At 64.5% G+C, this 13018-nt stretch carries 12 protein-coding genes; 11 read left to right on the plus strand and 1 reads right to left on the minus strand.

All coding sequences use genetic code 11. From position 1 onward, the window contains the following. Positions 1–4 precede the first annotated feature (4 nt). The 11 genes from QQZ18_RS10485 (at position 5) to QQZ18_RS10535 (ending at position 11944) form a co-directional block, all read left to right on the plus strand. Complete coding sequence (locus tag QQZ18_RS10485; RefSeq protein WP_284540802.1) at positions 5–844, plus strand: MetQ/NlpA family ABC transporter substrate-binding protein; 840 nt, start codon at positions 5–7, stop codon at positions 842–844. A 113-nt stretch (positions 845–957) separates the two neighbouring features. Then, positions 958–2049 carry a methionine ABC transporter ATP-binding protein gene (locus tag QQZ18_RS10490; RefSeq protein ID WP_446728636.1) on the plus strand — a complete coding sequence of 364 codons (1092 nt, stop codon included), beginning with the start codon at positions 958–960 and terminating at the stop codon, positions 2047–2049. Beyond that, on the plus strand, positions 2030–2686 hold the full coding sequence (locus QQZ18_RS10495) for a methionine ABC transporter permease (protein ID WP_284540819.1): 657 nt from the start codon (positions 2030–2032) through the stop codon (positions 2684–2686). Before QQZ18_RS10490 ends, QQZ18_RS10495 begins: the two co-directional genes overlap by 20 nt. Positions 2687–3005: 319 nt before the next feature. Next, positions 3006–3851 (plus strand): metal ABC transporter substrate-binding protein, encoded by an 846-nt coding sequence (locus QQZ18_RS10500; protein WP_446728637.1) that lies wholly within the window; start codon positions 3006–3008, stop codon positions 3849–3851. Positions 3852–3893: 42 nt separating this feature from the next. Next, a complete protein-coding gene (locus QQZ18_RS10505; protein WP_284540823.1) occupies positions 3894–4790 on the plus strand; it encodes a manganese/iron ABC transporter ATP-binding protein in 897 nt (298 codons plus the stop codon). Next, a complete protein-coding gene (locus QQZ18_RS10510; RefSeq protein ID WP_284540825.1) occupies positions 4787–5647 on the plus strand; it encodes a metal ABC transporter permease in 861 nt (286 codons plus the stop codon). The genes QQZ18_RS10505 and QQZ18_RS10510 overlap by 4 nt, the downstream gene beginning before the upstream one ends. Continuing rightward, positions 5644–6483: a metal ABC transporter permease gene (locus QQZ18_RS10515; RefSeq protein WP_284540827.1), complete on the plus strand. Its 840-nt coding sequence runs from the start codon at positions 5644–5646 to the stop codon at positions 6481–6483. The genes QQZ18_RS10510 and QQZ18_RS10515 overlap by 4 nt, the downstream gene beginning before the upstream one ends. Before the next feature lie 548 nt (positions 6484–7031). Next, positions 7032–8543: a sugar ABC transporter ATP-binding protein gene (locus tag QQZ18_RS10520; RefSeq protein ID WP_284540829.1), complete on the plus strand. Its 1512-nt coding sequence runs from the start codon at positions 7032–7034 to the stop codon at positions 8541–8543. A 61-nt stretch (positions 8544–8604) separates the two neighbouring features. Continuing rightward, entirely contained in the window at positions 8605–9618 is a 1014-nt protein-coding gene (locus QQZ18_RS10525; protein WP_284540831.1) for an ABC transporter permease, read from the plus strand. Positions 9619–9754: 136 nt separating this feature from the next. Next, on the plus strand, positions 9755–10720 hold the full coding sequence (locus QQZ18_RS10530) for a sugar ABC transporter substrate-binding protein (protein ID WP_284540833.1): 966 nt from the start codon (positions 9755–9757) through the stop codon (positions 10718–10720). 219 nt (positions 10721–10939) lie between these two features. Continuing rightward, on the plus strand, positions 10940–11944 hold the full coding sequence (locus QQZ18_RS10535; RefSeq protein WP_284540834.1) for a Gfo/Idh/MocA family oxidoreductase: 1005 nt from the start codon (positions 10940–10942) through the stop codon (positions 11942–11944). 189 nt (positions 11945–12133) lie between these two features. Here the strand turns inward: QQZ18_RS10535 and iolE are convergent, their stop codons facing one another. Then, positions 12134–13015, minus strand: coding sequence for a myo-inosose-2 dehydratase (gene iolE, locus QQZ18_RS10540; protein ID WP_284540835.1), 882 nt, complete (start codon positions 13013–13015; stop codon positions 12134–12136). Between the last annotated feature and the right edge of the window lie 3 nt (positions 13016–13018).

Genomic DNA, 13018 nt, shown 5'->3' on the forward strand with positions numbered 1-13018 from the left:
CGAGATGACCAAGACGCTCCTCACCACCTCCCTTACTCGTCGCGCGGGCCTCGCCGCCCTTGCCGGCGCCGCGGCGCTTGCGTCCGTCGCCGGTCTCGGCACGATGGCGGCGTTCGCAGCCGACAAGACGTCGGTCAAGGTCGGCATCATGGCGGGCGAGGATGAAGACGTCTGGCGGGCAGCGGCGGCCGAGGCGGAGAAGGTCGGCCTGACGCTGGAGCTGGTCACCTTCAATGACTACACCCAGCCGAACGAGGCGCTCGAACGCGGCGAAATCGACGCCAACGCCTTCCAGCACAAGCCCTATCTCGACAACCAGATCCAGCAGAACGGCTATCATATCGTCGTTGCCGGCTACACCGGCCTGTGGCCGATCGGCCTCTATTCCAAGACCCACACCAAGGTTGCCGACCTCAAGGAAGGCGCCAGCATCGGCGTGCCGAACGACCCGTCCAACGAGGGCCGCGCTCTCAAGGTGCTGGAGCAGCAGGGCCTCATCAAGCTGAAGGACGGAACCGGCATTCTCGCCACGGTCGCCGACATCGCCGAAAACCCCAAGAATCTCGAGATCAAGGAACTCGACGCCGGCGTGGTCGGCCGGGCCATCGACGACCTCGATGGCGCGGTGGTCAACACCGACTGGGCGCTGAAGGCTGGCCTGACCGCCGACAACCGCATCGCCCAGGAAGCGATCGCCGACAATCCCTACCGGAACTTCATTGCCGTGCGCCAGGCCGACGCCAAGGAGCCCTGGGTCGTGAAGCTCGTCGCCGCCTACCAGAACCCGACCGTCAAGGCCGTCTTCGACGATGTCTACAAGGGCACTGGCGTCGCCGCCTATTGACCCAAGGGACAGAAAGCCGTTGAAGAAGCGATCCGGCGGTTTTCCGCCGGATCGCGTTCATCGGGGGAGCCCGGTCGCGGTGCCCCTCCGGACGAGACATGACTGGAAGAAACGTGAACTCGCAGCCGTCCGCCACAGCCTTCGCGGCCGTGGACCCCGCAACCGGCGTTCCGGAGGTGCCGGTCGTCGCATTGTCCGGCGTCAGCCGCAGCTTCGGTCCGACACGCGCCCTCGACGATTTGTCGCTCACCGTGCGACGCGGCGAAATCCTCGGCATCATCGGCCGCTCCGGCGCCGGCAAGTCGACGCTGATCCGCTGCCTCAATGGCCTCGAACGCCCCGATAGCGGCTGCATCGAGATCGAAGGACGCGATATCGTCGGCCTCAGCGAAGGCGAGCTGCAGCCGATCCGCCGCAAGATCGGCATGATCTTCCAGCACTTCAACCTGATGTCCGCCAAGACGGTGGTGGACAACGTCGCCCTGCCCTTGAAGATCGCCGGCTGGGCTAAGGCAGAACGACGCACGCGCGCCTTGGAGCTGCTCGATCTCGTTGGCCTCTCCGACAAGGCCGGCTCCTATCCATCGGCGCTGTCGGGTGGGCAGAAGCAGCGCGTCGGCATCGCCCGGGCGCTCTCCGCACGACCTGCCCTGCTGCTCTCCGACGAGGCGACATCCGCCCTCGACCCCGAGACCACGCGCGCCATCCTGACGCTTCTCAAGGACATCAATCGCAAGCTGGGCGTCACCGTCGTCCTCATCACCCATGAGATGGAAGTGGTGCGGACCATCGGCGATCGCGTGGCGGTGCTGGAAGCCGGCCGCATCGTCGAAGAAGGAGAGGTCTGGCAGGTCTTCTCCGACCCGAAGACGGAGCTGACGCAGAGCCTCCTGTCCGGCGTGCGGCCGCAGCTACCGGCGCATATCGCCTCGCGGTTCACCCCCGACGGGCGCGAAACGGTGCTTGGCGTCGATCTGACCGATCCCGCCCTCGGTGACGGACTGTTCGTCGACCTGCTGGAGCATCTGCCGTCGTCGGTGCACTTTCTCCATGGTGGCATCGACCACATTCACGACCAGCCGGTTGCCCGCTTCTTCCTGACCGTCCCGCGCGAGCCGGCCGGCCTCGTCGACGAGGCCACCGCCTATCTCCGGTCCATCAATGCCCGCGTCGAGGTGCTTGGCCATGTCTCCCGTCCTGTTTAACCTGTTGCTCCAGTCGATCTGGGAGACGGTTGTCATGACGCTGGCCTCCGGCGTCATCTCCTTCGTCGCCGGCCTGCCGCTGGCCCTGATTCTTGTCGCCACCGACCGGGGCGGCATCGCCGAAAGCCTCGTCGTCAATCGCGCGCTTGGCTGGGTGATCAACGGTTTCCGCTCGGTGCCCTTCATCATTCTTCTGGTGGCCCTGATCCCGCTGACCCGGCTTCTCGTCGGCACGTCGCTCGGCACGGCAGCGGCCATCGTGCCGCTGGCCATCGCCGCGGCGCCCTACTATGCCCGCGTCGCCGAAGTGTCGCTGCGCGAGGTCGATCCCGGTCTGATCGAGGCGGCGCGCGCCATGGGCGGCAACCGCTGGACCATCGTGCGCGAAGTGCTGGTGCCGGAGGCGCTGCCGGGCATCGTCGCCGGGTTCACCGTGACGCTGGTGACGCTGGTCGGCGCCTCGGCCATGGCCGGTGCGATCGGGGCCGGCGGCCTCGGCGATCTTGCCATCCGCTACGGCTATCAGCGCTTCGAGACCGGCGTCATGGTCGCCGTCGTCGCCGTGCTGATCATATTGGTGTCGGGCATTCAGTGGCTGGGAGACCGATTGGTCGCCCGGCTCGACCATCGCGCCTGACGCGGACAACGGGTAGCGCCAAGCTCTCCGCCATCTCATGCCTACCAGTCCGCCCCGAATCCGAGCTCGGCGGCGCCTGCCGAGCCGTATCGAGCACCCATCCACGCCGATCGCCGAGATCGCCGCGTCCTTCGACGAGGCGGTGCGTTTCGGCGTGCTTAAGTTTGTATTTGCAAACGCCTCGCAATTGCATATGATGCCTAGGCTACACATTCGAGATCAGCCTACAGGAGATCGAAGCATGCGCGGCCTGCGGTTCCGAAACACGCGAGACTGGTTCAGGCTGGCGCTCGCCGCCATCCTGGCTCAGACGCTCTCTATGACGGGGGCCAGCGCCGAGGAGAAGTTCAAGGCGGTGACGACCTTTACCGTCATCGCCGACATGGCGAAGAACGTGGCCGGCGATGCCGCCATCGTCGAGTCGATCACCAAGCCCGGTGCCGAAATTCACAATTACCAGCCGACGCCCGGCGACATTCAACGGGCGCAAGGCGCCAAGCTGATCCTGTGGAACGGGCTCAATCTCGAACTTTGGTTCGAGAAGTTCTTCGGCAACCTCCAGGACGTGCCAAGCGCCACCGTATCGGATGGCGTCGCGCCGATCGGCATTGCCGAAGGGCCATATTCCGGCAAGCCCAATCCGCATGCCTGGATGTCGCCGACCTCGGCGCTGATCTATGTCGACAACATCCGCGACGCCTTCGCCCAGCACGATCCGGCGAATGCCGACACCTACCGGGCCAATGCCGAAGCCTACAAGGCGAAGATCACGGCGGCCATCGATCCCATTCGGGCGAAGCTGGCCGCCCTGCCGCCCGACAGGCGCTGGCTGGTGACGAGCGAGGGAGCCTTCTCGTATCTCGCCCGCGACTTCGAGCTCAACGAACTCTATCTCTGGCCGATCAATGCTGACAGCCAGGGCACGCCGAAGCAGGTCCGCAAAGTGATCGACGCGGTGCGTGAACACGGCATCGCCGTCGTCTTCTCCGAAAGCACGGTATCTTCCAAACCGGCCGAACAGGTGGCTCGCGAAACCGGCGCCCGATACGGCGGCGTGCTCCATGTGGACTCGCTCAGCGAAGAGGGCGGCCCCGTGCCGACCTATCTCGACCTGCTGCGCGTCACGGCGGAGACGATTGCCAAGGGATTGGCAGCGACACCCTGACGCCAACTCCGCCTCAAGATTTGCCGCTGAAAGAGCACGCCAATGATCGAAAGGGCCGACCAGCAAGGAACGATCGCCGGCTCCGCCAGCGCGGGGATCGAGGTGAGATCGGCAACCATCACCTATCGCAACGGCCATACAGCCATGCGCGACGCCAGTTTCCTGGCCCCGTCAGGCACCATCACCGCGCTGGTTGGCGTCAACGGCTCGGGCAAGTCGACGCTGTTCAAGGCGATCATGGGCTTCGTACGGCTGGCGCGTGGCTCCATTTCCATCTTCGGCATGCCGGTGGCGGAGGCGCTCGGCCAGAACCTGGTCGCCTACGTGCCGCAGAGCGAAGAGGTCGACTGGAACTTTCCAGTCCTGGTCGAGGACGTGGTGATGATGGGCCGCTACGGTCGCATGGGCTTCCTGCGCCGGCCGCGCCCTGCCGACCATGAAGCGGTCGCCGTCGCCCTCTCCCGTGTCGGCATGGCGGAGTTTCGCAAGCGCCAAATCGGCGAGCTGTCCGGCGGGCAGCGAAAGCGCGTGTTCCTGGCGCGGGCGCTCGCCCAGGACAGCCGGGTCATTCTGCTCGACGAGCCATTCACGGGGGTCGACCTCAAGACCGAGGGCGCCATCATCGATCTGCTCAAGGAGCTGCGCGAGGAAGGCAGGGTCATGCTGGTGTCGACCCACGATCTCGGCAGCGTGCCGGAATTTTGCGACCGCACCGTGCTGGTCAAAGGCACCGTGCTGACCTACGGCCCGACCGCCGAGGTGTTCACCCAGGCCAACCTCGAAGTGACCTTCGGCGGTGCCCTCCGTCAATTCATCCTCAGCGAGCAGCGCAACGGCGGATCGTATCCGGTCGGCGTCATCACCGACGACGAGCGGGCTCTCGTTCTGCGCGACGGCAAAGCGACCCGACTGAACGCCAGCTCGCAGGGGCCCGAATGATGGCCGCGCTGCTCGAACCCTTTTCCTACGACTACATGGTCAATGCCATGTGGGTGTCGGCGCTGGTCGGCGGCGTCTGCGCCTTCCTGTCCTGCTACCTGATGCTGAAGGGATGGTCGCTGATCGGCGATGCGCTGTCGCACGCCATCGTCCCCGGCGTCGCCGGCGCCTACATGCTCGGCCTGCCGTTCTCGCTGGGCGCCTTCTTCGCCGGCGGACTTGCAGCCGCCGCCATGCTCTTCCTCAACCAGCGCACCAAGCTGCGCGAGGATGCCATCATCGGCCTGATCTTCTCCTCCTTCTTCGGGCTGGGCCTGTTCATGGTGTCGCTGTCGCCGATGTCGGTGGACATCCAGACCATCGTGCTCGGCAACGTGCTGGCGATCGCACCGGCCGACATCCTGCAACTCGCGCTCATCGGCCTCGTCTCGCTCGTCGTGCTGCTCGCCAAGTGGAAGGACCTGATGGTGACCTTCTTCGACGAGACGCACGCCCGCTCGATCGGCCTCAATACCACCGCCCTCAAGATCATGTTCTTCACCTTGCTGTCGGCATCGACGGTGGCTGCCCTCCAGACCGTCGGCGCCTTCCTGGTCATCTCCATGGTGGTGACGCCAGGCGCCACGGCTTACCTCCTCACCGACCGCTTCCCGCGCCTGATCGCCATCGCCGTGCTGATCGGCACGCTGACCAGTTTCGTCGGCGCCTACGCCAGCTATTTCCTCGACGGCGCCACTGGCGGCATCATCGTCGTCCTTCAGGCGACGATCTTCCTCACAGCCTTTCTGCTGGCGCCCCGCCATGGCCTGCTGGCTGCACGGCGGCGCGCCGAGCGAAGTCTGGAGACCTCCAGATGACCGTCGTCGACACGCTCCTTTCGCCATTCCAGTTCGACTTCATGGTTCGCGCGCTGGTCATCGCGGCGCTGGTGGCGGTGCCGACGGCCCTGTTGTCCTGCTTCCTGGTCTTGAAAGGCTGGTCGCTGATGGGCGACGCCATTTCGCACGCCGTCTTTCCCGGCGTCGTCGTCGCCTACATCGTCGGCCTGCCCTATGCGGTCGGCGCGTTCACGGCCGGCATGCTCTGCGCGCTCGCCACCGGCTTTCTCAAGGATAACAGCCGCATCAAACAGGACACCGTCATGGGCGTCGTGTTCTCCGGCATGTTCGGCCTGGGCCTCGTCCTCCACGTCAAAGTCCAGGCAACGGTGCACCTCGACCACATCCTGTTCGGCGACATGCTCGGTGTCTCCTGGCGGGATGTCGCGTTCACCGCGACGATCGCCATCATTGCCACCGGCATCATCGGCGCCAAATGGAAGGACCTGCTGCTGCACGCCTTCGACCCCACACAGGCGAAAGCCTCCGGACTGCCGGTCGGGCTGTTACATTACGGTCTTCTGGCATTGATCTCGCTGACCATCGTCGGCGCCCTCCAGGCGGTGGGCATCATCCTCGCCATCGCCATGCTAATCGCGCCAGGCGCTATCGCCTTTCTGGTCACCCGGCGCTTTGCCGCCATGCTCGCTGTCGCCACCGCCGTGGCAGTGGCGGCGTCACTCCTCGGCGTCTACCTGTCCTTCTTTATTGACAGCGCCCCGGCACCGACCATCGTGCTCCTGATGGCCTTCGTGTTTGTCGCAGCCTTCGTGACGTCGATCGTTCGGACGGCACGGGCGGAACAGGCCCTCTGAGCGCCGCTTCAGGTCAGATGGTGGCGCGCGCGCCCCGAACTCCAACCGACTCTTCTTCCTTACCGCCTCCGGCACGCCGAGCCCGCCGTTCGGCACGAACGTACCATTCGATGGATGGAACGCGACTTCCTCGACACATGCGATCGAGCCAATCAGATTGTAGGTCTATACATATGAAATGTTCGTTTCATACGTTAGTATGACATGCACCACCACTTATGCACCCATGACGAGATCGCGCTACTTCGATACTCATTCTAAATCAATTAATTACCCATATTACACCCCACTGATAACGATCAGGAGCTGCATAGTTCGCGACAAGGCCAAACTGAAAGGGGCTTGACGTCCCCGGGCTGAAGTGGAACTAATCTTCCATTCTGAGCGAAAAAACAGTCGCTTCATTCCTGACCGAATGAGGCAAGGGAGGAGGCCGGTCCGCGGGGAGCCGACCGGCTGATGGGTGGGGAGAAGATGGTCAGGCAGCGAAGCCGGTTTCCGGGCGGCGCGGCGACCTGCTGCTCAGCACCGCAACCGAGGTATCGGAAATGGCCGCCGATGGAATCCTGCTGAGAGTCAAAGGCTTAACAAAGAAATTTCCCGGGGTCGTCGCACTCGATGGTGTGGACATCGAGGCGCGTGCCGGCGAGATCCACGGCATCTGTGGCGAGAACGGTGCCGGCAAGTCGACCCTGATCAAGATGCTTACCGGCGCTCATACGCCGGACGGCGGAACGATCGAGTTCGACGGCGTAACCTACACATCACTCGATCCGCGCCGGGCGATGGGCATCGGCATCGGTTGCATCTATCAGGAACTGAACCTCATTCCGCATCTCAGCGTCGCCGAGAATATCTTCTTGGGACGCGAGATGTATCTCGCACCGGCGCTCAATGTTCTCGATCGCGCCCAGATGAACGCCAAGGCGGCCGAACTGCTCGCCGACCTCGGGCTCGCCGTGTCGCCCACCGCCAGGCTCGGCACGCTCGGCGTCGGTCACCAGCAGATGGTCGAAATCTGCCGCGCCGTCTGGTCCAACGCCAAGCTGATCATCATGGACGAGCCGACGTCCAGCCTCAGTGAGAAGGAAGCGCATGACCTTTTCCGCGTGATGGCTCAAATGAAGGCGCGCGGCGTCGCCATCCTCTTCATTTCGCACCGCCTCGACGAGGTGCGCGACAACTGCGACACCGTGACGGTGATGCGCGACGGCCGCACCATCGAGTCCTTCGCCATGAAGGAGCGCTCAGTCGCCGACATCATCCAGCTGATGGTCGGCCGCAGCATCCAGAACAAGTATCCGAAGGAGCCGGCGCCGCAGGGCGACGTCGTCCTGTCGGTCAAAAACCTCAACAGGAAGGGCGTGCTGCACGACATCTCCTTCGACCTCCGAGCCGGTGAGGTCCTGGGGTTTGCCGGACTGGTCGGCGCGGGACGGACGGAGACGGCGCGCGCCATCACAGGTGCCGATCCCTATGATTCCGGCTCCATTGAGGTGTTCGGCAAACCGGTCAAAATCCGCCAGCCGCTCGACTCCATCAACGCCGGCATCGCCTTTCTGACGGAGAACCGCAAGGAACAGGGCCTGATCCTGATCCAGAGCGTCGCCTTCAACGCGACCATCGTCAAGATGCACAAGTACGGCAAGGCCGGCTGGCTGAGCCTCGGTCGCATCAAGGAGACAGCCAGGAAGGTCTGCGCCGAAATGCGCCTCAAGACCTCAGGCATGGACATGCTGGTGGGCAAGCTGTCGGGCGGCAACCAGCAGAAGGTGGTCATCGCCAAGTGGCTGCTGTCCAACGCCAAGATCTTCATCTTCGATGAGCCGACCCGCGGCATCGACGTGGGCGCCAAGGTGGAAGTCTACAAGCTTATCAACCAGTTGGTCGCAAATGGCGCCGGCGTCATCATCATCTGCTCCGAAATGGAGGAGGTGATGGGAATGGCCGACCGCATCCTCGTCATGCACGAGGGCGAGATCACCGGCGAGATGACGCAGGAAGAAGCGACGCAAGAGCGGATCATGTACGCCGCCTCCGGCTTCAAGCAGGCGTCCTGACCTCAAGACCAGCCTTTCCCGGCCAGCGCTGCCGGACCCTACTCCGCGGGAGGAATTTCCGATGTCCAACGACGTCCTGACCAACAACGGCAAGCTGCCGGCCGAAAAGGCCGCCGGCAAGAACGCCGCCATGACCGAAAAACTCTATCAGCTCGGCGTGCTGCTGAGCCTGATCCTGCTCTGCGCGGTCATGACCGTGCTGTCGCCCCGCTTCCTGACCATGGACAACCTGATGAACGTCGCCTCGCAGGCGGCGGTCAGCGCCATCGTGTCGATCGGCATGTTCCTGGCGATCCTGACGGCGGGCATCGACCTCTCCGTCGGCTCGGTTCTGGCACTGTCGGCCATGATGATGGGCATCGCCTCCGACCGTTGGGGCTGGGGACCGTATCCCGCGATGCTGGTCTGCCTCGGCTCGGGGGCGCTGCTCGGGCTCGTCAACGGCCTGCTGCTCACCAAGCTGCGCCTGCCGCATCCGTTCATCTCGACACTGGGCATGCAGAAAATGGCCCGCGGCATCGCCCTGTTTGTGACCGCGGCCGCCCCGATCAGCATGTTCCCCGACGAGATTCAGTATCTCGGCAACAACTCCATCGGTCAGGTCCCCGTCAGCTTCATCCTGGTCGCCATTCTCTACATCGGCATGTACTTCTTCCTGACCCGCACCTCGACCGGGCGATACATCTATGCCGTCGGCGGCAACAAGGAAGCGGCGCGCCTGTCCGGCATCAAGGTCAACAGCATCCTGAACCTCGTCTACACGATCTCCGGCCTCACCGCCGCGCTCGCCGGACTGGTTCTTGCCGGACGCGTCAATGCCGTCTATCCGCTGGCCGGCCTCGACTACGAAACGGACGCCATCGCGGCGGTCATCATCGGCGGGGCCAGCTTCTTCGGCGGCGTCGGCTCAATCGCCAACACCGTCATCGGTGTGCTGCTGATCGCCGTGCTTCGCAACGGCCTCAACCTTCTCAACGTCGATAGCGCCTTCCAGACCTTCGCCATCGGCGCGGTGATCGTGGTGGCCGTGGCCGTCGACGTCCTTCGTCAGAATGTCCTGAAATCCGGGCGCTGAGGCACATCCTCAGCGGACGGATCGACCCGCCCTACGTCCACGACTTGGTTCCGATCGAGGAACCGGACGTAACGAGACCTCGCAACGAGGAGATGCGAGGCTCGGAAAACAAACCAGTCTTATTGGGAGTGAGAGCATGAACCGGAGAACTTTCGTCGCCGCTCTGATGGCCGGTGCCTTCGCCGTCGCAACGCTGCCCGCGATCACCGCTGTCAGCAGCCCGGCCGCGGCCGCCGAGAAGGTGAAGATCGCCGTCGTCCTCAAGACGCTGTCGAGCCAGTATTGGAAGATCGTCGCCGCCGGCGCCCAGGCTGCCGCCGACAAGAACAACGTCGACCTCATCGTGCTTGGGCCGCCGACCGAAGACGCCGTCGAGCAGCAGATCAACATGGTTCAGGACGTTCTCGCCCAGAAGCCGGATGCCCTGATCTTCTCGCCGTCGCAGCCCGATACCGCCGTCAACGTCATCACCAAGGTCCGCAAGGCCGGCATCCCGGTCCTGCTGGTCGATACCGGCATGCCCGAGAAGTTCACCGACTACGCGTCCTTCATCGGCACCGATAACATCGCCGCCGGCAAGGCGGGTGGCGAGGCGCTGCTCAAGATGCTGAAGAAGGGCGACAAGGTATTGCTGCTCGATGGCGCTCCCGGCAACCCGAGCATGACCCAGCGTTGCGACGGCGCCAAGGAAGTGCTGGAAGCCGCCGGCATCGAGATCGCCGCGCGCCAGCCGGCCTACTCCGACCGCGAGAAGGCCTACACGGTGACGCAGAACGTGCTGCAGTCGACGCCCGACATCGCCGGCGTGTTCGCCGGCAACGACGAAGAGGCGCTGGGTGCCTTGCGCGCCCTCAAGCAGAGCGGCAAGGAAGTTCCGATCATCGGCGTCGACGCCAATGCCGACAACCTCAAGGCCATCCTGGCCGGCGACCTCTACGGCTCCATCGCCCAGGGTAACTACGACATGGGTCGCCTCGGCGTTGAGAAGGCGCTGGAAGCGATCGCCGGCAAGACCATCGACAAGCGCATCGACTCCGGCGCCACCTTGATCACCAAGGAAAACGCCCAGAAGCTCCTGGACTTCCGCGCCTCGATCAAGTGATCCTCACCGCTCCGAACGAGTGCTGACGGCAAATATGGACGAGGCAGCCAGCGCCGCCTCGTCACTTTCGGCCCCGTCGCTTCGGCGGCGGGAGCCGATTGGCCGTTTTGTCGACGCCAGTCCTGAATCGTTTTTCCGATTACCTGCAACAAACCACATTGCGCCGACCGCTCCGGTCCATCGCCGCCCGGTCCGGCGCCCATCTCGAGGTAGGTCCTCATGTCCGCTTCCGTCCGCATCGGCATCGTTGGTCTCGGCCGGCTCGGCCGCCGCCATGCCGAAAACCTGGCCCTTCGCGTCCCCGGCGCCTCGCTGGTGGCAGCCGCGAGCCCGATCGCCGAAGAGCGCGCCTGGGCCGAGGCAACGCTTCCGGGCATCAAGACCTACCCAGGCCTGCCCGAGCTACTCGCCCACCCCGGCCTCGACGCCGTCTGGCTGGTGACGCCGACATCGCTGCATGCCGACCAGTTGATCCTTGCCCTCGAAGCGGGCAAGCACGTCTTCTGCGAAAAGCCCCTTGCCCTGGAAACCGCCGACTGCGACCGGGTGGTCGCCGTCGCCGCCAAGCGCCCCAACCAGTTGGTGATGATCGGCTTCATGCGCCGCTTCGATCCGGCCTATGCCGAGGCCAAGCGCCGGATCGCCGAGGGCGAACTCGGCGATGTCTTCTCCATCAGCTGTCGATCGGAGGACCCCGTCGATCCCGATGGATTCTTCGTCCGCTTTGCGCCGACGTCCGGCGGCATCTTCCTCGACTGCTGCATCCACGACATCGATCTCGTTCGCTGGATGCTGGATGGAGCCGAGGTCTCGTCGGTGAACGCCGCCGGCAGCCGCGTCATGTATCCGGCCCTCGGTGGCTGCGGCGACGTGGACAACGGCTTTGCCACCGTGACCTTCAAGGGCGGACAGGTTGCGACGTTCCATGTCTCGCGGACTTCCCATCGCGGATACGAAGCGACGATGACCATTTCAGGAACGCGTGGCGGGCTCGACATCGGCCGGAGCGTGCCGCGCCGCCCGGTCACGCTTGAAGTCGGCGGCAATCGTCAGATCGAAGGTCAGGTCGATTTCTTCGAGCGGTTCGGTGACGCCTTCCTGCACGAGGCGCGTGCCTTCGTCGATGCCGTCCGGACCGGCGGACCGACGCCGAGCAGCATCACCGACGCCCGAGAGGCGACGCGGCTCGCCTGCGCCATGCGCGAAGCGCTGCGCGTGGGCTGAGCCCGGCCCACGAAGCGCAGGCACTCGCCCCTTCTGCCTGTGGCCCGGAGGCACCGCCTCCGGGCCATTGTCATGGCGGCACCGTTTGCGGTCGCTGCATTCTCCTTGGATGCCAAGCAGCATTGAGGACCAGCAAAAAGCCCTCCGGAGGCGTGCTCCGGAGGGCCAGTTCCGCGCAGGGACGGTTGGTCAGAGACGACCGGCTTCCGCCAGGAACCGCTTCAGGTTGGCGATGCCCATGTTGACGTATTTCTTCGGGTTGGCCTTCTCGGGATCCTGCTCGGCTTCCAGCACAACCCAGCCCGAGTAGTTCGGCAGCGCCTTGAACACGCCGGTGAAATCGATCGCCCCATCGCCCGGCACCGTATAGACGCCCTCAAGAACGGCATCGAGGAAGGACCAGCCCTCGGCAAGCGCCTTCTTGGCGATCGGCGCGCGGACATCCTTGGTGTGGACGTGACCGATGCGGTCGGCATACTTGCGCGCCATGGCCACGGCGTCACCGCCGCCCCAGGTCATGTGACCGGTATCGAGAAGAAGCTTCACGGCCGGGCCGGTGCCGGCCATGAAACGGTCGACCTCTTCCGGCGTCTGAACGACCGTGCCCATGTGATGGTGATAGACCACCTGCAGGCCATAGCCCTTCACCAGCTCGGCGAAACGGGTCATGCGCGGCAGGAAGACGGCCCATTCGGCATCGGTGAGCACCGGACGGCTGGTCAGCGGCGCCGACTTCGTACCGTGAACGGTACGCGTGCACTCGCAGACGATGAGAACCTCGGCGCCCGCTTCCTTGCGCCACTTCAGCTCGTTCTGAGCCGCCGCGAACTCGGCATCGGCGTCGCGCTCAAGCAGGAAAGTGGAATACCAGCCCGAGACGAAGACCATGCCGTAGTCGGCGAGCAGCTTCTTGAGCGCCGGCCCGTCCTCAGGCAGCTTGTGGCCCTTTTCCATGCCCTGAATGCCGGCGTCGCGCGCTTCGGTCAGGCACTGCTCGACTGGAATGTCACCGCCGATTTCCCACAGATCGTCGTTCGACCAGCAGATGGGGTTGGCGCCAATGCGAATCATGTC

The sequence above is a fragment of the Pleomorphomonas sp. T1.2MG-36 genome, assembly GCF_950100655.1.
Classification (GTDB): domain Bacteria; phylum Pseudomonadota; class Alphaproteobacteria; order Rhizobiales; family Pleomorphomonadaceae; genus Pleomorphomonas.

Bases quoted from the DNA above. Each gene is read 5' to 3' on its own strand.
- QQZ18_RS10525 (WP_284540831.1), top strand. From the start codon at position 8,605: ATGTCCAACGACGTCCTGACCAACAACGGCAAGCTGCCGGCCGAAAAG.
- QQZ18_RS10485 (WP_284540802.1), top strand. From the start codon at position 5: ATGACCAAGACGCTCCTCACCACCTCCCTTACTCGTCGCGCGGGCCTC.
- QQZ18_RS10495 (WP_284540819.1), top strand. From the start codon at position 2,030: ATGTCTCCCGTCCTGTTTAACCTGTTGCTCCAGTCGATCTGGGAGACG.
- QQZ18_RS10510 (WP_284540825.1), top strand. From the start codon at position 4,787: ATGATGGCCGCGCTGCTCGAACCCTTTTCCTACGACTACATGGTCAAT.
- QQZ18_RS10530 (WP_284540833.1), top strand. From the start codon at position 9,755: ATGAACCGGAGAACTTTCGTCGCCGCTCTGATGGCCGGTGCCTTCGCC.
- QQZ18_RS10500 (WP_446728637.1), top strand. From the start codon at position 3,006: ATGACGGGGGCCAGCGCCGAGGAGAAGTTCAAGGCGGTGACGACCTTT.
- QQZ18_RS10515 (WP_284540827.1), top strand. From the start codon at position 5,644: ATGACCGTCGTCGACACGCTCCTTTCGCCATTCCAGTTCGACTTCATG.
- iolE (WP_284540835.1), bottom strand. From the start codon at position 13,015: ATGATTCGCATTGGCGCCAACCCCATCTGCTGGTCGAACGACGATCTG.
- QQZ18_RS10520 (WP_284540829.1), top strand. From the start codon at position 7,032: ATGGCCGCCGATGGAATCCTGCTGAGAGTCAAAGGCTTAACAAAGAAA.
- QQZ18_RS10505 (WP_284540823.1), top strand. From the start codon at position 3,894: ATGATCGAAAGGGCCGACCAGCAAGGAACGATCGCCGGCTCCGCCAGC.
- QQZ18_RS10535 (WP_284540834.1), top strand. From the start codon at position 10,940: ATGTCCGCTTCCGTCCGCATCGGCATCGTTGGTCTCGGCCGGCTCGGC.